We start from the raw sequence: 23,241 nt of genomic DNA on the forward strand, positions 1-23,241 counted from the left end.
TATTTTTTAACTGGCAAGCTCACTGTATAAAAAATATCTGTTTTTTCCGGATTCCTTGGCTTTGTACATTGCCGCATCTGCTTTCTTCTTTAATTCATGTGCCGAAAATGTATCATTTGGATAAAGCGAAACACCTATACTCGCAGAAATTGTGATACGCTTGTTTGGACAGGTTTTGTGAAGATTTTCAACAAGTCTGTCCAATCTCTTTTTTAATTCGTCTTTTGTTTTAAATGTCATAATACAAACAAATTCATCTCCGCCCAAACGAGAGGTAAAATCAGTTATCTGCTCTATTCTTTTGGATGCTTCTACTAAAACTTTATCGCCGGTGAGGTGTCCAAAAGAGTCATTTATCTCTTTAAAGCCGTCCAAATCTACAAATATCAACGCAAAGTTTTTGCCTTTTAAATATTGATATAAAACTTCGTCAAATAAAAATCTGTTTGGAAGACCTGTCAAGGGATCATGTGTCGCTTTGTAGTTGAATGTTTTCACATCGCTATGAAGTTTTTGCAGCAATTTGAAAAAATACAGAGGAATAACCAGATAAGCAATAAACCAGCCAAAACCGAGTGCTCTGTTTTGTATCCAGAACGGGCTGGTGTTGAGCAGAACAAGCCAGGTAATTAAAACTATACCATAGGTGACAAATCCTATCTTTTCTCCATACCGTACTCCGTACCCTATACAAAACCATAACAGCAAAGCAGGAAAATATGCCGAAAGCGGTCCTGTCAGATACATAACATAACCAGTTGCTGTTGTTTCAACAAAGCTCATAAAAACAATTCGTTGGTTTTGGAGAAAATAGGGATATTTGTAAACTATAAACATATATACTGCAATTAAACTCAGCATCAAAACAGGAAACAGCATAATATACTTATAGACTTCAACACTAAGCGCATGCTCAACAAAAGTATAATACGTAATGGCAATAACCGATACAGCAATAAAAAAAAGACGAAAATAGGTCTGTATATATTCATTGCGAACATACTGTTTTTGCAGATCTATATTCAATCTTAGCCCCTTAAAGAAAAATATGCTTCAAAATCTTGAGCACTCAACGGTTTGGAAATATAATACCCCTGTATCATATCACAGCCATTCTTTTTAAGCCATTCAAGTTGCTCTTTGCTCTCAACACCTTCTGCCAAAGTTGTAACATTTAAAACCTTTGCCATCTCAATTATAATCTTTACAATTTCTCGCTCTTTGTCGCTTTGTATAATTTTATCAATAAAAGACTTGTCTATTTTAAGTGTATCAAATTCCATTTGCGTTATTTGAGACAGTGAAGAGTGTGCTATTCCAAAATCATCAATCTCTACAGATATGCCAAGCTGTTTCATAATCTGCAGAAATTTTTCTGCTGCCGCATAATTTTGTACCGCTGTTCTTTCTGTAATTTCAATTGCTATACTCTTATTGTTCAGGCCATACTTTGTCATGGTCTCTTCAAAAAAATCCAGAAATTCTTCACTCTCTACATCATAAGAAGAAATATTTACGGCAACCGTTACATGCAAACCTTTTTTTTGCCAGATCTGCTGCTGCTTCGCAACATTTGTTATAACAATCTTTGTGATTTTTTTAATAAGCCCAAGCTCTTCTGCGACATGTATCATATACTCCGGCACTATCTGCTTATTGTTTTTATCTTTAAGCCTGATAAGTGCTTCACAGTGCAGAATTTTTTCTGTTTTTACATCTGTTACAGGCTGATAATGCAGCACAAAGGCATTATTTTCTATTGCATCAATGAGTACTGTTTCCGTCTCAATGTATGTACTTAACGTCTCTTTCATTTTAGGCTCATATACTGCTATCTCTTGTTTGTGTTTGCTTGCATAAGAGAGTGCCGTCATCGCTAAATCTCTTACTTCTAAGCTGTTTTCGCTGTCTTGAGGGTATTTTGCTATGCCGAATCTGCAACTGACGGGAATGTGCCTTTGCTTGACAAAAATACTATGTGCACACTGGTTGGCTATTTTCTTGGCAATTTTTTTGAGCTGGTTCACATCTTTAATAAAAAGACAAAATTTATCACCTGCAAGATGATAAACAGAGTCGGTGACTGCCAAACTCTCCTTCATTATATCCGCCACCGCACAAAGTACTTTATTTCCGAATGAAAAGCCATACAGAAGGTTAATATTTGAAAAAGAACGTATATTGATAATCAGCAGAGCAAAAGGCTCTTTATACTTTTTTAGTTTTTTTCTAAGCGCGTTATCATTAGGATAATCGCAAAGAAACTCATGGTAGGTCAGATAATTCAGTTTTCTTGCATCCCTAAGAGCCTTCAGCCCGGTTTCCACATTGTTTTTAAACATATTCAAAATACCTTCAAAAACTTCCGGTTTTGTTATTTTGGCTTGAAAATAAAAAACAATTTTTAAAACTTCTTCTGCATAAGCAACTTTCAGATGTTTTTGCATGACAAAATCTTTTATATCATTCTCGGGATAACGGTATTTCTTTCCTGACTTTCGTGTTAAAACAACCTGCTCACAAAATTCACTCTCAACAAAATGTTTGCATATACAAAACAGGATCCGTTCTTCATCGCTTTGTGTAATAAAATGTTGATTGATTTCAGCTATTGCCTGATTTGCAAATTCATGGAGTTTCAGTACGGTTATTTCATTCCAAAAACCTAAAATATCTAGAATCATATCACCGCGATTCAGATTTACAAGCCTGTCATCAATCCAGATATAAGAGCCGTCTTTGCATACTATTCGGTACTGGTGTTGCATATACTTGTTTGCAACAAGAGCCTTCTGCGCTTTGAGCATTCTGTCTCTGTCTGCTTCATAAATATGTTCCTGCCACCAAAATAAATTTGATTCTGCTTCTTTAGAAGTAAAACCTGTTAACTTTTTTATAGCCTTTGAAACAGTTACCTGAAAACTTTTGTCTTTAAATATACGTACTTTATAGGCCACAATCGGCAAATAGTGCAGCAACTCAGAAAACTCTTCTTTTATCTCTTTAAACTTTGTATTGTCTATAAACCAGATAATACCTGCCGGTTTGCCTTTGTAGACAATAGTCTGCGAAACGGCAATAACATCTAAAATGACACCTTTTACATTTAATCTCAGTTTGTAGTTTTTGATACCGGTATCTTTGCTTATGAGGTCTTTGCGAACATGCTGCGGGGTACTTTTGTCAAGGAGCATCTCTGGAGTATAGGAAAAAAGCTCTTTTGCGTCTATTTTAAAATGCTGCAGTGTGTAGTTGTTTGCATAGACAATATTGGGCTGATATATAAAAATACCTATCGGCACACTGTTGAGTACAAATTTAAGGATTTTTAAATTATCCTGTATGGTACCTATCAGATTTTCAAATTCCTGTTCTTCAAATTTTGGCAAAATTTCTGCTTTACTGTTTTCAATCATTTGTTGCATACTCTATGGAGCGTTTTCATCTTTATTGCAAAAAGTACAGCTAAACAGCGTTTCCGCTTTTCCGGTAATGTCATAATCAGTATCCAAAAAACACAATTTTGTGCATTTTAAGATAAATTTAATAAAAAAGAGTTGAAATGGGGTTTTATAAGGGTCAGGCCCAAAAGGGCCTGGAAGATTATTTTGCCAATGCAGCTTTAGAAGCTTCAACAACTGCAGAAAATGCAGCCGCATCGTTCATTGCCATATCAGCAAGAATTTTACGATCAAGTTCGATACCAGACTTGTGAAGTCCGTTCATAAAAGTTGAGTAGTTCATACCGTTTAAACGACATGCAGCATTGATACGGATAATCCATAGTTTACGGAATTCACGTTTTTTCTGCTTTCTGTCACGGAACGCATACATTAATGAGCGTTCTATCTGCTCTTTAGCTTTTCTGAAGTGTTTACGGCGACCGCTGTAAAAACCTTTCGCTAATTTTAATATTTTTTTGTGTCTTCTTCTGCGAACAACACCTGTTTTAACTCTTGGCATATCTTTCCTTTTGTTTCTTTACCCAGCTACTTTACATGTAGTCAGGGTGCCACTCTCGGGTGGTCTTGCCCAATTACTGAAAATTGGAGATTAATGATACTCTTAGCCTAGCTAACGATCATTTCCTTAATGTTTTTTGCATCTGACTTGGCAACTACTTTTGGAGCATGTTGCTTACGACGAGTTTTTGCATCCTGCTTTGTAAGAATATGGCTTCTAAACGCTGTTCCGCGTTTGATCTGACCGTTCTTCTTCACTTTAAAACGCTTTACAGCGCCTTTTACCGATTTCATTTTTGGCATCGATAATCCTTTTCGTAAAATTTTGGAAATGCAATTATACCCAAACTTTTCTAAAATTTTGCTATACTTCTGCCATGATGATAGATAATTCCATAAAACATATAAAAAATGCCCTCAAAGAACTCGATGACGAAGTACAAAAGATTTTACTCGACTGGAGTATTCCGCTCAATGAAAAAGACAATCTGATGCTGCCGATTTTGCAGCAAAAACGGGTACTTGACCAGACTTTAGAAGATTTAACCTACCTAAAAGAACATCCTCCGACACCAAATCAGCCCTGCGGTATTTCAAAATATAGAGAAGATTAAGAAAAATCTGCTATAATTTCACCGCTTCTCTTTAGACCTGTGCAATGGTGCACTGAGGTAATGTGTCAGGGTAGGAATACAGCAGCACGCCTTAGTACGCTATGTGCCGCAGCCATCTGGAGAGAGGCACCTAAAGCCTAAACTATACAATAGAGAATTAAAAACTTCATCTATCATTGTAACAAAGTAACATTCATTAAAAATTTACACTACCAATTAGGTAGCTTTAAATTTTTATTAAACGCTCCTTCATCACAAGCATAGACAAATTTTAGAAATTCCTATTGTATAGTTTAGGCTTAAAAAATAAAAAAGAAAAACTATGCTCTACATAGTAACCGCTCTCAAACCTGAAGCTCAGGCCTTCGTTGACAAATACAGACTCAAAAAAAACAAACTGCAAAACTATACACTTTTTACAAACACAGATATCAGACTCATTATCAGCGGTATCGGGGTTGACAATGCCAGACTTGCGACGCAGACGCTGATTGACAATTTTGACATTACAAAAGAAGACATTTATCTCAATGTCGGTATCTGCGGTGCACCAAAGCAGCATAAAATCGGAGAACTTTTAGAAATAGGCACTGTAGTGTATCACAATACCGTTTATCCCTTTTGCACTGACAAACATACGCTTACATGTAAAGACGAAGCAGCCGCAATACAACACGAAACACCCGTTGATATGGAAAGTTTTGGTTTTTATGAGGCGGTTGTTCATAATCCTGCCATTGAAAAATTTCATATTCTAAAAGTTGTCAGTGACCATTTTGCACCACACACCATTACAAAAGAAAATACAAAATCACTTTTGTTTAATGTTACTCATGATATAAATAGAGTATTGCAAAAGCATATCTAAATCAGGATTACTTATAATGCGCATCTTTTTACTTTTTTTAAGTCTCTACATAACGCTTCATGCCACAGTGCCTACAGATACGCAACTCAAAAAAATGATAGGGCGCATGCTGATTGTCGGCTTTGATGAAAGTTATGTAGAACCGACGTCCCAAATAGTTTCAGATATACAAAAGTATGATTTGGGCGGTGTGATTCTTTTTGACCGGTTTTATAGAGACAAACAAAGAGTTAAAAACATCCTCTCACCCTATCAGCTGAAAAAACTTACCCGGCATTTACAATATTTTGCACACAAACCACTTTTTATAGCCGTCGACCAAGAAGGCGGCAAGGTCAGCAGACTCAAACCACAATACGGCTTTGTCAAAATCCCCTCTGCTGCTGCCGTTTCATGTATGCCTTTACAAAGAGCACAGCAAATTTACAAGGCTCAGGCTCAAATGCTCCAAAACAGTGGTATCAATGTAAATTTTGCCCCCGTACTCGATTTAAGCACCAACCCAGACAACAAAGTCATAGTAGGCTTGGAGCGTTCTTACGGAAGCAATCCCAAAGAGGTTGCAAAATATGCACAGACAATGATAGACGCCCAGACACGCCACAATGTCCTTTCTGTTTTAAAACATTTTCCCGGGCACGGTTCCTCACTCGGAGATTCCCATAAAGGGTTTGTTGACATCACAAATACCTGGAGCAAAAAAGAACTGGAGCCTTATAAAATCCTCATCAAAGCCCATAAGACAGATGCCATTATGACTGCACATGTCTTTAATGCACATTTGGATGACAAATATCCGGCAACACTCTCTTATAAAATAAATACAGAACTTTTACGAAACAGATTGCACTTTCAGGGTATCATCATCAGTGATGATATGCAGATGAAGGCAATTTCGGCAAACTATTCTCTCAAAAGTGCCGTAACTTTAGCCATTAATTCAGGAGTGGATATTTTACTCTTTGGCAATCAGCTTGCATATAATTCGACACAAGAGATAGTTGAGACTATTTTCAAACAGGTCAAAAATAAAAAGATTCCGCTCAGCAAAATTATAGAATCCAATGCACGAATCACAAATCTGCATTTCAAGAACAGCCTTGTACAAAAGCCTGTCATATTTGAAAAAGAGCGTAAAGCATTAACGCGGGCATATATTCAAAAACATTACGGGCTTACAGTAAAAAATATAAAAATCAAGCCAAAAATCATTGTCCTGCACTGGACTGCCGTTATGGATCTTAACAAAAGTTTTGCCAGACTTTATCCGCAAAAACTGCTCTCTGACAGAGCAGACATAGCAAACGCCTCGGCTTTGAATGTCTCGGCGCACTATTTGGTTGACCGAGACGGAACAATTTACCAGCTGATGCCAGATGATGTTATGGCACGCCATGTCATAGGCTTAAACTACACAAGTATCGGCATAGAAAACGTCGGCGGTGAGGCAAACAAAAAAGAAGATTTAACCCCTGCACAGGTACGCGCAAACATTGCCCTTGTAAAATACCTCAAGCAAAAATATCCTGAAATTACCTACCTCATAGGACATTACGAATATACAAAAATGCAAAAAAATCCGCTTTGGCTTGAGCGTGATGCACACTACAGAACACAAAAAGCAGACCCCGGAGCAGAATTTATGCATAAAGTCAGACAAGGACTGCGTACTTTGCATCTCAGAGGCGCGGATGAATAACGGCTTTTCCTCTCTTGATTGGTTTGTTTTTGGTGCTTATTTTCTGGTGCTCGCCATCAGTTCCTACCTCTTTTCCCAATTCAAAATCAGTTCTTCAAGAGACTATTTTGTCAGTGCAAACACCATGCCTATGCTCGCCGTTGCTGTCTCTATCGTAGCAACTTCCCAATCTGCTGCAACCTTTTTGGGTGTTCCGGAGTTTGCCTATGTCCATGATTTTACCTTTATAGGCTTTTACTTTTCTGCGCTGCTGGCTGTTGTATTTATCAGTATTGTTTTTGTCCCGAAATTTTACAAATACAAAGTTGTCACCGTCTATGAACTTTTACAAACACGCTACGGCGCGCGTGCCAAAAAGCAGGCAGGCATCATGTTTTTGCTTGGACGGATTATGGCAAGCGGGGCACGGCTCTACATCGGTGCACTGGCTGTGAGTATGATACTTTTTTTAGACATCAGTTTTTTTCATATGCTTGTTGCCATCACTCTTTTAATTGCAGGCGCTTTATCCTACACCTACTTCGGCGGTATCAAGTCCATCATCTTCAGTGATATCATTCAAGCCCTCACCTATGTCGGTGCCGGTCTTTTAGTTTTTTGGTATTTGTATGTCTCTTTGCACAATGTAGATATTTTAGCAATCCTGCAAGCACATAACAAGTTACATGTAATAGATAATTCACTTGACGGGAAGTTCAGCATTATGGCACTTTTTAGCGGCTGGCTGCTTTTAAACATAGCCGCTTTCGGGCTTGATCAGGACATGACCCAGCGCGTACTCAGCTGTAAAAACAAAAACGAAGCTGCACAGTCACTCATTCTTTCCATTGTTTTGACTATTCCAATTGTCATGCTTTTTCTTGGCATCGGAGCACTGCTTTTTGTACATTACCAGACAGGTACGGTAAGTCAGAATTTTCAAGGCGAGAGCATTACCATTTTTATGTATTACATCCTCAATGAAATGCCCTCAGGACTGAGAGGGCTTGTAACAGTCGGTGCCATTGCCGCAGCACTTTCAAGCACAAACTCTGTTTTGGGTGCCATGGCTTCTGTCGCCGTTGAAGATTTGTACCGACCGTGGAGATTGCAAAAAGATCCCCATACGAAAGAAATACATTTTTTAAAAGCTTCCCGAAATGCCGTACTTATCTTTGCATTTATTCTCTTTTTTATGGCAATTGTGAGTTATTTTTGGCAAAGAGAAAGTGAACTTTCACTGGTAAGTTTTGCCCTGGGTGTCATGACCTTTGCCTATACCGGGCTTTTAGGTGTATTTTTCTCGGCGGTTTTTACAACAAGAGGAAGTGCCGCGACCGTTCCCTTTGCCCTTGTCGGAGGTTTTGTGAGTGTTTTAGCCTTGCAGCCCTATCTATTTGGCATTCATATAGGATTTGCCTGGCAGATGGTTTTAGGAACCTTGGTTGCTTTTTTGATTATGCAGACAGGGACTTCGCAGACAACTCTCGTAAGCAGTACAGCCCAAACTAAAAGGATAAACCATTAGCTTAAGCAAAAGCTTGCTATCGTCTTGGAACCGGTACTTCAGTCATAAGTATCTACACAACTCAAAAAAGCAAAGAAAGCGGAATAGATATTGCATAAGATTTTAAAAAACAAGAGAGTTTATGCAATGGAAGAGCGTTTAAAAAAAAAGATATATGAGACTGGTAAAAAGTCATATGAATCATAAACAACACAGTACCAATGGATTAAACCTGCTACAAAAGACTGAAGGATTTTCACAAGCACAAAGTGCTTGGAGATTTTACAATAATGAGCATGTAGATATAGAGTCACTCAATGAGCCAATGCTTACAAGAGGGATTGCGACTATTAATAAAAGCAGTGATGAATATATACTTGTAGCCCATGACTGGTCACTGATAAACTATAAAAACCATACGGCAAAAACAGATTGTATACGAAAATGCAGAAGCAATGTAAATAATGCTTCATCAAGAGGATATGAGTTGCAAAGTTCCCTTGCAATTGAGAGCAGCAGCGGCAAACCAATCCTTCCCTTGGTACAGAACCTAAAGACACAAGATAAAGTGCTCTCAAGCTATAATCCTACAATGAAGAGTCATCTTACCCATCTCGGTGAATTAACACAAAGAATAGCTTATATCAATCAATCCCTCAACATACAAAAGAAAATTGTACATGTAATTGACAGAGAAGCAGACAGTGCGGGGTTTTTCAGAGGACTGCAAAAAGAGGATTTATATATAGTACGAGCATTAGACAATGTCAAAGTCAGATATGAGAATGAAGAGATTACCCAAAAAGAGTTGTCCAAAAAAATGGATAAAGGAAAGTATATAAAGAATATCCACTATCAAAATAAAAAAGTAAAAATTTATGTTAATACGGTAGATATACTTATAACAAGAGACAGCTATCAAAAGACAGATACGCCACAAGGTAAAACAATAAAACAAAAAGTAAAAGGCAAGCCAATAAAAAACAGATTTATAGTCCAAAGACTCATAGATGAGAAGAACAATACAGTTGCTACCTGGCTTCTGTTAAGCAATCTTCCAAAAGATGTTGATATAACAAGGATAGGATTGTGGTATTATTACAGATGGAATATAGAAACGTATTTTAAACTGTTAAAAAGCTCAGGGTTTAATTTGGAAAAATGGCAGCAAGAAAGTGCACAGGCTATATTTAAACGCTTGTTTGTTGCCTCTTATGCCTGTTTGCTTGTATGGGAAATTGAACATACAAACAGTAAAAATATGCTGGAAATCAGAAAGTTTTTAGTTCGATTAAGCGGCAGGCTCGTAGCCAGGAACAAGATATCTACCTCTCCGGCTCTGTTAGCAGGTTTATGGACTTTTTTCTCTGCTATGGATATGCTTGAACTTTATGATATTGAAGAACTCCACAGCATTAAAAAAGAACTCAATGACTTTATGCAAATGGAGTTTTAAGTTGTGTAGATACTTATGACTTCAGTGCCGGCTGTTGCCAGCACTTTAACACTTTGAGCCCGCACTGAAGTACGGGTTCCGAAAAAGCCGTTGAGAGCCTAATGGTATTGAAACTTTTTTTTCGTTTCTTTTGCTTTTTTTGGAACACGTACTTTCTATGCTAAAGCATGACTTGGAAAAAAACTAAATTTTTTCTGTAGTGCGGGCTTTGTGTCTTTCAAAACTAGAGCCCAGGTTACAAAAAATTATTACTAAATAGATATAATAATCAAAAGAAACAGGAAAAACATGATAAAAAAAGAACTCTACATCGGTGTTATGAGCGGGACAAGTCTTGACGGCATTGACATTGCTCTGTGTGAAATAGATACTGCAAACTGCAAACTCCTTGCGGCACAGGAGTATCCTTTTCCAGACGAATTAAAAGAAGAAGTTCTCAAACTTACAGCCAATTCTGCCACTTTAAGACAAATCGGAGAATGCGACAGCAGACTCGGGCTTCTTTTTGCAGAGAGTATCAATGATTTTATAAAAAGCAATGCTTTACATCTAAAGAGTATAGTTGCCGTCGGTCTGCACGGACAGACACTTTGGCACGAACCTGATTCTTTGTATCCTTTTTCCATGCAGCTAGGCAACGCAAACATCGTTGCAGCCAAGACAGGCATCACAACTGTGGCGGATTTTAGAGGAAAAGACATAGCCAACGGCGGTCAGGGAGCGCCTTTTGCTCCTGCTTTTCATCAATTTTTATTTGCAGATACACAAGAAAACAGAGCGGTGCTAAACATCGGAGGGATGGCAAATATCTCTTTGCTTTTTGATACTTTTGGCGGTTGGGATGTCGGCTGCGGGAATGTTTTGATGGATGTGTGGATGCAAAAAACTCAACAGAAAAATTATGATGCAGAGGGAGCATTTGCAAAAAGCGGCGAAGCAGATGAAGAACTGCTCAAAACAATGCTTGACGATGACTATTTCAGACAAAAACCGCCAAAAAGTACAGGCAGAGAGTATTTTAATGCCGCATGGCTTGAAAAACAGCTGCAAGATTTTGCATATTTATCCGATGCACAGATACAAAGAACTCTGCTCGAGCTTACCGCCCGCTCCATTGCCAATGACGTCAATGCCACACAGGCGACACAGCTCATAATTTGCGGCGGCGGCGTAAAAAACAGCTTTTTGATGCAACGGCTCTCAAATCTGTGCCATGCCAAAGTGATTGCAAGCGATGCCCTCGGGATCAGCAGTGATTTTTTAGAAGCCATGGCATTTGCCTGGTTTGCAAAGAAACGCCTGCACAAAGAGCCGCTTGCCCTCGCCAAAGTTACCGGTGCCCAAAAAGATTCCGTAGCAGGAGCTATTTATGCAGCAGATTAAAGCATGGCTTGCGACAACACCCTATAAAGATTATGACATACATATTGCCTCTGCCGATGCAAGTTTCAGAAAATATTATCGGCTTTCATATAAAAATCATTCTCTTATTTTGATGGATGCCTCTTTGGAAAAACACTCTTTGTCACCCTTTGTAAACATCACTTCAAGACTCTTACATGTAAAGGTCAAAGCACCAAAAATTCTTTCGCAAAATCTCTCGCTCGGGTATTTGATTCTGGAAGATTTCGGCTCTACAAATCTGCTGGATGTACTCAAGCGTGAAAACTTTAAAAGCCTGTATGAAAAAGCCATTGATGCAATAATACAAATGCAAAGTGCCGATACGAAAAACCTGCCGCTGTATGACAAAAAATTTCTCCATACAGAGATGGATTTAATGCAAGAGTGGTATTTGGAGAAAAAGCTTGCTTTACATGTAAACAAAGAACAAAAGAGGCTGATATCTTCTACCCTTGAGGCGATATCCGGCGTTGTATTGTCTCAGCCGCAAAACATTTTTGTACATCGTGATTTTCACTCGCGCAATATTATGCTCACAAGTAAAAATGAACTTGGTATAATTGATTATCAAGATGCCATGAGCGGGGCGCTTACCTATGATCTCGTTTCGCTGTTAAAAGACTGTTATATTTCTTTTGAGCGCAAAGAGATCGAGGCGCTGGCACTTTTGTTTGCCCGAAAAAAAGGCTTACATGTAAACAGTGAAGAGTTTTTGAAATGGTTTGATTTTATGGGGCTGCAGCGGCATATAAAGGTGTTGGGGATTTTTTCGCGTCTGCATTTGCGTGACGGCAAAGAGGGATATGTAAAAAATATTCCGCTGACACTGCGTTATGTGATTGAAACGGCTTTACGATATGAGGAGACCAAAGAGTTTGGGAAACTTTTACGGCAACTCAGCCCAGACTGAAGTCTGGGTTCCAAAGAGCAATGCAACAGATATTGTGTCTGAATTACATTAGCTTAAAACCCATAAAAAAGGAGAGCATATGATGAAAGCGATGATACTTGCGGCAGGTCGGGGTGAGCGCATGCGTCCTTTGAGCGATACTCTGCCAAAGCCCTTGTTACATGTAAAGGGAAAGGCGCTGATAGAGTGGCATATTGAAAAGCTGGCTCAAAACGGTTTTGAGGAGATCATTATCAATATTGCCCATCTTGGCCATAAAATCCAGGAGTCTCTCGGAGACGGCTCACGGTGGCATGTCAGAATTCACTACTCGAATGAGCAAAACAGCGGAGCCCTCGAGAGTGCCGGCGGTATCAAAAAAGCACTGCCACTTTTAGGAGATGCTCCTTTTTTGGTTGTCAACGGCGATATATTTTGCGAATATGAATTCAATCCGAATTTCAAACTCATCGACGTGTTTGCCCATCTTGTTTTGGTACCCAATCCTGTACACAATCCAACAGGAGACTTTGGACTCAAAAATGGACTTGTAACAAATAAAGACAAAACAATGTACACCTTTTCCGGCATAGGCTACTACCATCCAAAACTCTTTGAAAACGAAGCGTTACAAAAAAGCCCGCTCGCTCCGCTTTTGAGAAAAAATATCGACAAAAATCTTGTCAGTGGCGAAGTATTTAACAAAATGTGGCATGATATAGGCACACCACAAAGGCTTCAAGAAATCAATGAAAACTAAATTTATATTTTTACTGCTCCTTGGCAGTGTACTTTTTGCAAAATATGACAACTGCAATTTTATAAACAAACATTATGAAGATATTTGCAAAAAAGTCATCAAACACGGCGTCAGTTACGAATATGCCAACCAATTTCTACTCTCCTATTTTAAAACACAAAAGTATGATGAAATAACCTGGAAATACATACAGCCTTCAAAAATAAAATACCATAAAGAAAAAGAAAAACAGGCAAACAATGTACTGGTAAAGTATGTCCCAAAGATGGTAAAAAATCTTCAAAAATACAAAGATGTTTACGACTATGCCGAAAATAAATATCATGTCAACCGTGAAATCATTGCCGCCATTTTGCTCAAAGAGACAAAACTCGGCAAAATAAAACCGACACATGATGCCTTTATTGTTTTCAACACCATAGTAACACGCACAAAACCCGATACCCACCGAAACAAGTGGCTCTTAAAAATGGGCAAAACAAATATGGCTTCGATTATAGAACACTGCTACAAAAAAGGTGTCAAACCCCAACAGTGTAATCTAGCAAGCTCCTACGCCGGTGCCATAGGCATCCCGCAGTTTATGCCAAACAGTTTTATCTACACAGACAGCTACAAAGGCAAAGTCGCAGACTTGAGTAAAATGGAAGACGCCATCCTCTCTGCTGCGAAGTTCTTACATGTAAAGGCAAAATTTGACACACTCATTGACTGGAAAAAAATGCCTGATATTCCAAAAACAGAACAAGAGTGGTACGCCTATGCCTACAAATACGACAATGCATCGTTTTGCTATGAGAGAAGCAGCAAAAGCGGCAAAGCGTACCAATGTTTCAGCAAAGGCAAAAAGCACCTGCAGTATATGAGAAAATATGTACAAAAAATTATGCGTTACAACAACTCGTCAAACTATGCCGTCGGCGTCATTCGATTAGCCTATGATGCCCACACTTTACTAAAAACTGAATAATTTGCTACATAGGTTGCATTAAAAAAAATCAAAAGCTGTCATAATTCCTTCACCTTAAACAAAAAAACAAAAGGAGTCAGAAATGGCAGTAGTAGGATTTACAAAATTACAAGAGATTTTTAGAAAAAGTGCATCTTTGGATATTCATAAAGGACATGCGAAAGAGGTCACAGATATAGTGGAACAGAAGTTATATGATATGCTCACAATCGCTCAAAAAAATGCAAAATACAATGGTCGTGATGTTATCTGGGTGGCAGATATGCCGATTACAAAAGGGTTTGAGGAGACTGTCGAAATTTTTAAAAAACTTGAAGCAGAAATAGATGCAAAAGATGTTGCGCAAACGCTTACCTTTTATCCACCGGTTTTATCACTTGAAATTGAGCTTGAAAACAAACTTCCGGAAATAGCAGGAGCACTTTTAGTCACCCTTGCAAAAACAATGAAAGCCATTGATCCTGCAGACAGAGCTGTTGATCACGAACTTATCAGTAAAGCACACAAAGTTCTCAATATTACAATGTAATGTTGAGAAAATACAAGGTGTTTATTCCCCGCCTTGTATCTGTGTTATCAGTACAAGTTCCAGGCTTCCACTCACATAATTGGCAAAAAAAGTGAGTGTCTCCAGATCCTGCGGGGTAAAGTCTGTTTCTTTGTTAAGCAGCTGCATCACGCCCATTACATTTCTCTTTGAATCAAATACAGGAACTGTCAGCATGTTTTCGGTCAGATAGCCGCTTTTTTTATCTATGTGCTGTAAAAACCGCTCGTCTTCATAAGGTTTGTTCACTATCTGCGGTGTCTTGCTTTTATATGTGGCGCCAACTATCCCCGCATCCGCACTGACAACGATTTTTCCCATTCCGTCACTGTGTGTCGTCCAGAGTATCTCATCATCACTGTCCACAATAAATATAGAACATCTTTGTGCCTCTGCAAGAGATTTTGCCTCATCACTTATCAAAACAATTGCATCATCAATCGCATTGGTTGTCATCAGTTTTTTACCGAATTCGGCAATTCTCTTTAATTGTTTCATATTAATCCACTCTCTTTTCTTGATCTAAATACGTATGCAGCAGTTCTAAAAATCCGCTGACATAATGTGCAAAAAATATCATAAAACGGACATCTTCTTCATCAAATCCTTCTTCTTTGTTCAAAAGTTCCATCACCCCGATAATCTCTCTTTTGGAGCTGAATATTGGTGCTGTTATGATATTTTTTGTAATATAACCTGTCGCCGAATCAATTTCGGGCAAAAACTCCGGATGGGCATAGGCATCATTTGCTACAACAGGTTTCTTTGCCTTGAGTGTATACCCCACCAACCCTTTATCTGCACGAAGTGTTATTTTTTTAACTTCATCCGCCAGGGTTGTCCACACCTCATTTGCAGCAGCATCATATATAAATATAGAACACCGCTCGGCACCTATGACATCTTTGACATATTTTGCAATCAGAGGCAGACCATCTTCAAGAGAATGTTTTGTCAACAACTCCCTTGCAAACTCGGCAAGTTTTAATGATTTGTTTTTATATTTCATTCCAAAGCCCTCTTTATTAATCAATTGCAACTATTATAGTGTAAAATTCTACTAAAAAAAAGGAAAGAGAATGAGTAAATACACTATTTTACACAATCCGCGATGTTCAAAATCAAGAGAGGCACTTAAAATATTAGAAGAAAATGGTATTGCTGCCGATGTTGTCAAGTATCTTGACGAACGTCCGAGTGCCGCACAACTCAAAAACATTATAAAAATGCTCGGACTGCAAAGTGCGAGAGAGATGATGCGTACCAAAGAGGCCATTTACAAAGAGCTTGATTTGCAAAATGAAAAAGATGAGGAAAAACTTATTGCGGCAATGGCAGAACACCCAAAACTGATAGAACGTCCGATAATCATAAAAGATGACAAAGAGGCAATCATCGCCCGTCCGCCAGAAAAAGCAAAAGAGTTTTTAAAGAGCTAACTGCTCTATGCTTACTCTTTTATCATTCATTTGGCTCGTATGTTTTGCTGACATTTAAGCACAGTTAGTTTTGTAATCTAAAAAAGACTCTCAACTTGAATTGTGTAAAATAAAATTTTTGAGGATGCTAACAGGGAGCGCGAGTGCGTGACTGCCATCTTTGAAAATGAGTTTTCATGGATACTTGTTCGCTCCTACTTGATAGAATCAACTCTTAGTCTCCTCATTTTTGTTATATCTTTGTTACTTTACACCCTAAAAGTGAAGATTCATGCACAAGGGTGGAATTCCTATGTCTTTCTTGATTTCCAATAGTTAGGTTTTCTTTGAAGTTGCATAACTGCTAAAATTATTATTTCATCATCTTTTTGATAGTAAACTACACCAAAGGGAAAACGATTTGTTAAACATCTTCGAATATCTTTATCAAGCTTTTGCCAAGCATCTGGAAATTCTATAATTCTTTGGATTGTTTTGTAAATTTCATGTGCAAACTCTAAACCCAAATGAGTTTGACATTCTTCATAATAATTTACTGAAGCATTAAGTTCAGCTTCTGCATCAGGGTGAAAAAAATATATCATACTATGCGTTTAATCTTTGAAAAATTTTTTTAAAAACTTCATCCCCGTTAACATGTGAAACTTGATTGGTTTCTATCTCATCTCTACGTCTATTTACCTCTTTAATCCATAAAGAATCTATTGCAGCATTTGAAGGTGTGATACTTGCCAGTAACTTATCAACAATTTTAGTTTTTAAATCTATCGGTAAAATGTCTATTTCTTCAAATAGTTGTTCTTGTTTTAAGGTTAGCATAATGAACTCCATTTTAAGCATATACTACTATTCTAACAAAATAATAGATGCTTTTCTATTAAATTTAAAATCTATTTTCGAAAAACAATGATAAATTTTCTTAAGTAGCTTAGATATAACAACTAAGTTCACCAATAAATACCCGCAAGGCATGGCAATTGTCTTCCTATTTCTAAAGCAAAAGAGTTTTTAAAGAGCTAACTGCTCTATGCTCACTCCGTTATCTTCCAAAAACTTTGAGATGGTTTTGGAGTGAGTATGTTCATACTCTTTGGCATATACAATGCGTTTGATGCCACTGGCAATAAGATTTTTGCTGCATTCGCTGCAAGGTTCCAAAGTGACGTAAATTGTTCCGCCCTCAATGGAGATGCCCTTTCTCGCCGCCCAGATAATCGCGTTCATCTCTGCATGAATTTCGTATGTCTTGCTCCACTCATGGTGCTCTTTTGTATACTCGTCGTTCCAGTGATCACAGCAGTTCGTATAGCCTGCAGGTGTTCCGTTATAGCCTGTACTTAAGATGCGTCCGTCTTTGACAATGACAGCACCGACCTGTTTTGAAACGCATTTGGATGCTGAGGCTATTTCTGAAGCTATGTTTATAAAATTTTTATCGCTGAGCATAGTTTATTTGGGCAGTCTGATAATATTTATATCTGCATTGTCACGAAGCCGTGCAAAATAGTCACTCAAAACCGCTTCACGTTTTTCTGCCATAATCGCATTGATGATCTGCGGTTTCAGCTTTTTCAGATCCACTTTTTTTGATTTTGTTGTCGACTTTACATAACAACACATAAAACCGCCTCTGCCGTCAGGCAAAACCGGAGTGAAATGGTCTGGGGGTGTTTTTTCCAAGATTGCCGCAAGCTGTGGCGGAATTTTATTGTAAGGCAATACCTGCTCCTGTGTCTTGATATCGGGTGCATAAAACATTGGATTGTCTACTTTTTCCTGCAGTCGGCTTTTGTCTTTTGATTCGTTTATGATGACAGAAAAAGATTCGGGATGGTTAAACTGCTTTTTGTGCAGCTCATAATACTCTTTTATCTCTTCGTCAGTCGGTTCGGAGAGTGATGACATTGCAATGGCAACATAAAGCTTTTGGCTTAAAAGTTTTTGTTTTATTTTTTCTTTGAATTCTGTAGAACTCATACCGCTTTGTTCTCTCACAGCATCATACAACTGACTGATTGTCAATCCGTTTGCTTCAGCCATTTTTTTAATATCATCATACACTTCCGTACTTGAAACCGAAATATCTCTTTTGGCAATTTCAAGCTCTTCAAGTTTTTTACGAATAAGGATGTCGGACGCTTTTTTTGCATCTATATGCGCCTGCTGCATCTCTTTTTCAATATCAAGCAGAGTAATTGCTTTATCTTCTACAACAATTGCGACACCGTCATAGACTTCTGCATTTACTAAGCTTGCAAGCATAAGTAATACGAGTAATTTAAACATAAAAATCCATTTTGTTAATTTTAATAGAGTATTTTACCAACCTTTAACCAACAATTGCCTAAAATTGCAAGAAACTTCTTATGTAACCTTAACTTAGAGGGCAAATTCTCCTTGCCAGTCTGAGCCTCACGCTAAGTTTACATAAGAAGTGAACACTAACACAAGAGGTATATCATGGTTGTTACTCGTTTTGCTCCATCTCCTACAGGCTATCTGCATATTGGCGGTTTACGCACGGCTCTTTTTTCTTATCTGTGGGCAAGAAAGAACAAGGGAAAGTTTCTTCTTCGCATTGAAGATACCGACAAAGCAAGAAATTCTCAAGAGGCAACAGAGGCCATTTTAAAAGCATTTGAATGGCTTGGACTTGAAGCAGACGGAGAAATCACCTACCAAAGCAAACGTGAAAATATTTACAAAAAATACATACAGCAGCTGCTTGATGAGGGAAAAGCCTACAAATGCTATATGAGCAAAGAGGAACTTGATGCTTTGCGTGAGCAACAAATGGCAAACAAAGAACGGACAAAATATGATGGCAGATACCGTGACTTTTGCGGAACTCCTCCCGAAGGTGTTGATCCTGTCATCCGCATCAAAGCACCTCTAAGCGGTGAAATAGTCGTGCATGACGGTGTCAAAGGCGATATCTCGTTTCAGGCAGAAGATATTTTGGATGATTTTGTCATTGCCCGTGCAGACGGAAGTCCTACCTATAACTTTGTCGTGGCAATAGACGATGCTTTGATGGGTATCAATGAAGTTATCCGCGGAGACGACCACCTCTCAAACACTCCTAAACAAATCGTCGTTTATGAAGCGCTCGGATTTGATGTTCCGAAATTTTACCATGTCCCTATGATTCACAACGCACAGGGCAAAAAACTCTCAAAACGTGACGGTGCGACAGATGTCATGGCATACAAAGAGATGGGATATTTACCACAGGCACTGCTTAACTTTCTTGTGCGTCTTGGCTGGAGCCACGGAGATCAGGAAATTTTTTCTATGGATGAGATGAAAGAGCTGTTTGATCCAAAAGACATCAACAAATCAGCCTCCATTTACAATACGGAAAAACTCGACTGGCTCAATGCCCACTACATTAAAAACACACCTAATGAAGAACTGACGGAACTGCTCGCTGATTTTGGCGTGGTACTAAGTTCACACGATAAAAAAGAGATTTTGCTTGACGCCCTTAAAGAACGGGCAAAAACCCTCAAAGAGCTGGCAACGCTTATCAATGAGATAGTGACAACACCTCAGTCATATGATGAAAAAGCTGTCAAAAAAGCCTTTAAAGGCAATGCGATTGAAATTCTTGAACATTTTGCAAACAAACTTGATGAAGCAAAAGAGCTGCACCTGCCAAGTGACTATCATCATGTGATGGAAGCCCTTGTCAATGAGATGGAAATCGGTTTTGGAAAAATCGGCAATCCGCTTCGTGTGGCACTGCTGGGTAAAATGAGCGGTCCGGGACTTGATGTCGTTATGTCTGTCATCGGAAAGGATGAAACCATCCTTCGTATTGCCAGAGCCATAGAAGCCAATATATAATGGCTTCTGTGTTTTAATTTGTCTCCGGTAAAATAGGCACAGTCACTATATCTTGCGATAATTTCCCGGTTAAAGATTGTAAAAACAGATAAATACTTTCTGTTTCCTCTTGCGATAAATCTACCCCTAACTGCACCTTTGCCATTATTTTTACAGCTTCTTGCAATGATGCAACACTGCCATCATGAAAATAAGGGGAAGTCATTGCAACATTTCTAAGTTGCGGTACCTTAAAGAGATATTTGTCTTCTTCTTTTTTCGTGACATTGTAGCGACCTTCATCAATCTTCTTGCTTTTGGTATACTCCCAGTAAGGCGCAACAACTCCAAATTTTTGCAGCATTGTACCGCCAAGCAGTGCTCCTGAATGACAAGAGGCACAGCCTGTTTTTATAAATGTTTTAAGCCCCGTTTTTTCTTTTTGTGTCAAAGCATTTGTTTTGCCCTCTAAAAATTCGTCAAACCGTGAAGGTGTTGATAGTGTGCGCTCCCATGCTCCAATCGCCTTTGCATAATTGGCAACGCTTATCGGCTTCGTATCATTTGGAAATGCTTTTTTAAACAAAATACGGTATTGTTCAATACTTTGCAGCTTCTTTTCCACCCACTCGTTAGAAGGTGCGCCAAAAGAGCCTTTTCCGAGCAATGCCTTTCTTGCCTGCTCTTCAACATCTTTTCTGTCTCCGCGCCAGTGCTGAGAAACCTGACCTGCAGCATTGAGGACCGTTGGTGCATTTCTTGGATTCAGTTTTCCAAAATTCCCTCTTGATTTTTCAAGATTGTCTGCTCCGTAATAACTAAACGGATGGCATTTTGCACAACTCGTTGTTCCGTCTATAGAAACTCTTTTTTCATGAAAAAGCATCTTTCCAAGTCTGATTTTTTCCGGCGTCATGGTATATTGCGCAGAAGGAAATGTTTTTGGCAATGGTGCAAAATTTTGTTTTGCCTGTTCTAACAGGAGAGTGTCTGAAGCATAGAGGGATGATATAACAACTGATAATGAAAAAATCATTTTCTTCACGGAGAATCCTTTTTTTAGTAAAGAGCATACTTTCATTAATAGAAAAATATTATCTTTTAAGAATTATTTGATATTATTGCTTAAAAAGAACTTATTCAGCTATAAAATCCGTCTATTTTCAAAATATCCCCATTAAATATCATCTCTGTAGACATCCGTCATATCAAAATCATTTTCCGGTTCAATGGTAGGGATTGCATCCAAATCACTTGGGTCCACTTCCACTGCTGAGAGATTATAATCTTTTCCCTGATAAAACCTCTGCTCTTTTGCATATTTTTGTTCTTTTTGTATCTGTTGCTGAATATGCTTTTGTGTAATATCATCCCCGTTAAGCACCATTACATGTAAGCCGGCAAAGACAACTGCCAATAATATTTTCTTCATAACCTGTCCTTATCTATTTTTTCACAATATATTATACCTGAAATATCTAAAAACATAAAAAAGTTAACTTTAGAGTCTGCTTTTTTGAGATATAATTCTTTTATGAATCAAAAACCTGTCACTATAAAATCCATCTTTGCATTAGCGCTGCATAAAAAATCTTCTCTGATAAACGGGCAGATTTTGACCATTTTGGCTATCATCGTCAGTGTTCCCATTCCTTTGATGCTGCCGGTCATGGTAGATGAAGTCCTGCTGCACAAACCTGAGTATATTGTTCCTGCCATTGACAGACTTTTTGGCAGCGGTTCTGCTTTTTACTATATTGGGCTTGTTGCCTTTGCTGTTATATTTTTACGCTTTTTATACTACTTTTTAGGGGTACTCAGCACAAAAATATTTACAAAAATTTCAAAATATGTCACTTTTATGATACGTTCACGTCTTTTAAAACATCTCCAAAAAACTTCCATGAATGCCTATGAGACCCTTGGAAGCGGTGCTATTACGGCAAATCTTATCACCGACATCAATACCCTTGATGCATTTATTATGAGCAGTGCTTCACGTTTTGTTGCCTCTGTTTTAACCCTTCTTGCCGTCGGTATCGTGATGATTGTTATCAATCCTGTTTTGGGCATACTCATACTTTTTGTGCAGCCGCTTATCATGTTTGTCAGCAAAAAAATGTCCGCACGCGTGGGAGAACTCAAAAAAGAAGAGAACCAGGCAATTGCAGAATTTCAGGAAAATGTCGGCGAAACGCTTGAACTGTTCGGGCAGATAAAGGCCAGTAACAAAGAACAGCATTTTTTTGGCAAAGCGATAGAACAGGCAAAAAAAATTCAGGATACTTCCAATGAATTCAGCTTTAAAAGTGTCGCCTATGAGAAACTCTCTTATACAATCTTTTTAAGTGTTTTTGAACTCATTCGCGCTTCAGGACTTTTGCTTGTAGCCTACAGTGATCTGAGTATCGGTATGATGTTTGCCATGTTTGGCTACATCTGGTTTATCATGACACCGGTCCAGGACATCCTCTCCATGCAGTACAGTTATGCCTCCGCCAAAGCTGCTTTAGAGCGTATCAACAAAGTCCTGACACTCAAAACAGAAACGAGCGGGGAGAAAAAACTTACAACAAAGAGCGTTGATATTTCTTTAAAAAATATATGCTTCAGTTATGCCTCAAGTGATAAGCTCATTCTTAAAGAGATAACTTTTGATGTCAAATACGGTTCAAAAACAGCGCTTATCGGTGCAAGCGGCAGCGGCAAAACAACCCTTGCACAGATAATTGCCGGTTTTTATGAAAAAACATCCGGCGAACTCAGATACAATGATATTCCCACAGAAGAACTGGACAAACACTCCGTGCGCCAAAAAATATTTTTAGTGTTGCAGATGCCTATCCTCTTTAACGCTTCACTCAGATTTAACATCACCATGGGACATGAAAACATTAGCGATGAGGCCATCTACAAAGCTCTTGAAATCGCACAGCTTCAAGATATGCTCCAAAGTATGCCAAGCGGACTTGACACCCTCGTCGGGCATCACGGCATACGCCTCTCAGGCGGGCAACGACAAAGACTCAGCATCGCCAGAATGATAATTGCAAATCCGAGTGTCGTCATTTTTGATGAATCAACTTCTGCACTCGATGTACACACCGAAGCCAAACTCTTTAGAGCACTCGCTCCCCTGCTTGAGAAAAAAACAGTCATTACCATCGCCCACAGACTCAGCACTGTTAAAAATGCCGATATGATTTATGTCCTCAATGAAGGCGAAATAGTCCAACGCGGCACGCATGAAGAACTTGAAGAACAAGAAGGGCACTACAGCGAATTTCTCAAGGAGCAGTTGTTATAAAAAAGATAAAAC

25 protein-coding genes and 1 other RNA gene are annotated in these 23,241 nt (G+C 38.5%); 14 read left to right on the plus strand and 12 right to left on the minus strand.

The window, feature by feature from the left end:
• Positions 1–6 precede the first annotated feature (6 nt).
• The 4 genes from MLC52_RS11435 to rpmI form a co-directional block, all read right to left on the minus strand.
• Positions 7–1,026, minus strand: coding sequence for a GGDEF domain-containing protein (locus MLC52_RS11435; RefSeq protein WP_434580534.1), 1,020 nt, complete (start codon positions 1,024–1,026; stop codon positions 7–9).
• Between the two features lie 2 nt (positions 1,027–1,028).
• A complete protein-coding gene (locus MLC52_RS11440) occupies positions 1,029–3,416 on the minus strand; it encodes an EAL domain-containing protein (RefSeq protein ID WP_434580536.1) in 2,388 nt (795 codons plus the stop codon).
• A 187-nt stretch (positions 3,417–3,603) separates the two neighbouring features.
• Entirely contained in the window at positions 3,604–3,963 is a 360-nt protein-coding gene (gene rplT / locus MLC52_RS11445; protein WP_434580538.1) for a 50S ribosomal protein L20, read from the minus strand.
• A gap of 107 nt (positions 3,964–4,070) precedes the next feature.
• On the minus strand, positions 4,071–4,265 hold the full coding sequence (gene rpmI / locus MLC52_RS11450; protein WP_151899377.1) for a 50S ribosomal protein L35: 195 nt from the start codon (positions 4,263–4,265) through the stop codon (positions 4,071–4,073).
• Between the two features lie 74 nt (positions 4,266–4,339).
• Here rpmI and MLC52_RS11455 point away from each other — a divergent pair, with 74 nt between their 5' ends.
• The 11 genes from MLC52_RS11455 to MLC52_RS11505 all read left to right on the plus strand — a co-directional run bounded on the left by MLC52_RS11455 (position 4,340) and on the right by MLC52_RS11505 (position 14,637).
• Positions 4,340–4,576 (plus strand): hypothetical protein, encoded by a 237-nt coding sequence (locus tag MLC52_RS11455; protein WP_230973287.1) that lies wholly within the window; start codon positions 4,340–4,342, stop codon positions 4,574–4,576.
• Between the two features lie 28 nt (positions 4,577–4,604).
• Positions 4,605–4,702, plus strand: an RNA gene (ffs, locus tag MLC52_RS11460) — signal recognition particle sRNA small type.
• 196 nt (positions 4,703–4,898) lie between these two features.
• Positions 4,899–5,444 (plus strand): hypothetical protein, encoded by a 546-nt coding sequence (locus MLC52_RS11465; protein ID WP_434580541.1) that lies wholly within the window; start codon positions 4,899–4,901, stop codon positions 5,442–5,444.
• Positions 5,445–5,460: 16 nt separating this feature from the next.
• Positions 5,461–7,143: a glycoside hydrolase family 3 N-terminal domain-containing protein gene (locus tag MLC52_RS11470; protein ID WP_434580542.1), complete on the plus strand. Its 1,683-nt coding sequence runs from the start codon at positions 5,461–5,463 to the stop codon at positions 7,141–7,143.
• Positions 7,136–8,650, plus strand: a complete 1,515-nt coding sequence (locus MLC52_RS11475; protein WP_434580544.1) for a sodium:solute symporter — start codon at positions 7,136–7,138, stop codon at positions 8,648–8,650. The genes MLC52_RS11470 and MLC52_RS11475 overlap by 8 nt, the downstream gene beginning before the upstream one ends.
• A gap of 154 nt (positions 8,651–8,804) precedes the next feature.
• Positions 8,805–10,085, plus strand: coding sequence for a transposase (locus MLC52_RS11480; protein ID WP_434580545.1), 1,281 nt, complete (start codon positions 8,805–8,807; stop codon positions 10,083–10,085).
• Between the two features lie 288 nt (positions 10,086–10,373).
• Positions 10,374–11,468: an anhydro-N-acetylmuramic acid kinase gene (locus tag MLC52_RS11485; protein WP_434580547.1), complete on the plus strand. Its 1,095-nt coding sequence runs from the start codon at positions 10,374–10,376 to the stop codon at positions 11,466–11,468.
• Complete coding sequence (locus MLC52_RS11490) at positions 11,455–12,399, plus strand: aminoglycoside phosphotransferase family protein (RefSeq protein WP_434580549.1); 945 nt, start codon at positions 11,455–11,457, stop codon at positions 12,397–12,399. Before MLC52_RS11485 ends, MLC52_RS11490 begins: the two co-directional genes overlap by 14 nt.
• A 79-nt stretch (positions 12,400–12,478) precedes the next feature.
• Positions 12,479–13,138: an N-acetylmuramate alpha-1-phosphate uridylyltransferase MurU gene (gene murU / locus MLC52_RS11495; protein WP_434580550.1), complete on the plus strand. Its 660-nt coding sequence runs from the start codon at positions 12,479–12,481 to the stop codon at positions 13,136–13,138.
• Positions 13,128–14,108, plus strand: a complete 981-nt coding sequence (locus MLC52_RS11500; RefSeq protein ID WP_434580552.1) for a lytic murein transglycosylase — start codon at positions 13,128–13,130, stop codon at positions 14,106–14,108. Before murU ends, MLC52_RS11500 begins: the two co-directional genes overlap by 11 nt.
• Before the next feature lie 82 nt (positions 14,109–14,190).
• Positions 14,191–14,637, plus strand: coding sequence for a DUF1931 family protein (locus MLC52_RS11505; RefSeq protein WP_434580554.1), 447 nt, complete (start codon positions 14,191–14,193; stop codon positions 14,635–14,637).
• Positions 14,638–14,658: 21 nt separating this feature from the next.
• Here the strand turns inward: MLC52_RS11505 and MLC52_RS11510 are convergent, their stop codons facing one another.
• Together MLC52_RS11510 and MLC52_RS11515 are read right to left on the minus strand one after the other, a co-directional pair.
• On the minus strand, positions 14,659–15,153 hold the full coding sequence (locus tag MLC52_RS11510; protein WP_151899369.1) for a GAF domain-containing protein: 495 nt from the start codon (positions 15,151–15,153) through the stop codon (positions 14,659–14,661).
• A 1-nt stretch (position 15,154) separates the two neighbouring features.
• Complete coding sequence (locus tag MLC52_RS11515; RefSeq protein WP_418640770.1) at positions 15,155–15,694, minus strand: GAF domain-containing protein; 540 nt, start codon at positions 15,692–15,694, stop codon at positions 15,155–15,157.
• Between the two features lie 40 nt (positions 15,695–15,734).
• On the opposite strand from MLC52_RS11515, the gene arsC reads away from it, so the two are divergent.
• Complete coding sequence (arsC, locus tag MLC52_RS11520) at positions 15,735–16,094, plus strand: arsenate reductase (glutaredoxin) (protein ID WP_418640771.1); 360 nt, start codon at positions 15,735–15,737, stop codon at positions 16,092–16,094.
• Between the two features lie 290 nt (positions 16,095–16,384).
• On the opposite strand, the gene MLC52_RS11525 is transcribed toward arsC, so the two are convergent.
• From MLC52_RS11525 to MLC52_RS11540, 4 genes are all read right to left on the minus strand, one after another.
• Positions 16,385–16,678: a type II toxin-antitoxin system RelE/ParE family toxin gene (locus MLC52_RS11525; RefSeq protein WP_151899366.1), complete on the minus strand. Its 294-nt coding sequence runs from the start codon at positions 16,676–16,678 to the stop codon at positions 16,385–16,387.
• 1 nt (position 16,679) lies between these two features.
• Entirely contained in the window at positions 16,680–16,913 is a 234-nt protein-coding gene (locus tag MLC52_RS11530) for an addiction module protein (RefSeq protein ID WP_188110013.1), read from the minus strand.
• Positions 16,914–17,102: 189 nt separating this feature from the next.
• On the minus strand, positions 17,103–17,540 hold the full coding sequence (locus MLC52_RS11535; RefSeq protein WP_151899364.1) for a deoxycytidylate deaminase: 438 nt from the start codon (positions 17,538–17,540) through the stop codon (positions 17,103–17,105).
• Between the two features lie 3 nt (positions 17,541–17,543).
• A complete protein-coding gene (locus MLC52_RS11540) occupies positions 17,544–18,380 on the minus strand; it encodes a peptidylprolyl isomerase (protein WP_434580558.1) in 837 nt (278 codons plus the stop codon).
• A gap of 174 nt (positions 18,381–18,554) precedes the next feature.
• Between MLC52_RS11540 and gltX the strand changes: the two genes are divergently transcribed.
• Positions 18,555–19,943 (plus strand): glutamate--tRNA ligase, encoded by a 1,389-nt coding sequence (gene gltX / locus MLC52_RS11545; RefSeq protein WP_434580559.1) that lies wholly within the window; start codon positions 18,555–18,557, stop codon positions 19,941–19,943.
• Between the two features lie 13 nt (positions 19,944–19,956).
• On the opposite strand, the gene MLC52_RS11550 is transcribed toward gltX, so the two are convergent.
• Entirely contained in the window at positions 19,957–20,958 is a 1,002-nt protein-coding gene (locus MLC52_RS11550; protein WP_418641418.1) for a cytochrome-c peroxidase, read from the minus strand.
• A 141-nt stretch (positions 20,959–21,099) separates the two neighbouring features.
• Positions 21,100–21,354, minus strand: a complete 255-nt coding sequence (locus MLC52_RS11555; RefSeq protein WP_151899361.1) for a hypothetical protein — start codon at positions 21,352–21,354, stop codon at positions 21,100–21,102.
• A 102-nt stretch (positions 21,355–21,456) separates the two neighbouring features.
• On the opposite strand from MLC52_RS11555, the gene MLC52_RS11560 reads away from it, so the two are divergent.
• Positions 21,457–23,229: an ABC transporter ATP-binding protein gene (locus MLC52_RS11560; protein ID WP_434580560.1), complete on the plus strand. Its 1,773-nt coding sequence runs from the start codon at positions 21,457–21,459 to the stop codon at positions 23,227–23,229.
• Positions 23,230–23,241 lie beyond the last annotated feature (12 nt).

Origin of the sequence: Sulfurimonas sp. NW15 (genome assembly GCF_051132285.1) — a bacterium.
GTDB lineage: Bacteria > Campylobacterota > Campylobacteria > Campylobacterales > Sulfurimonadaceae > Sulfurimonas > Sulfurimonas hydrogeniphila.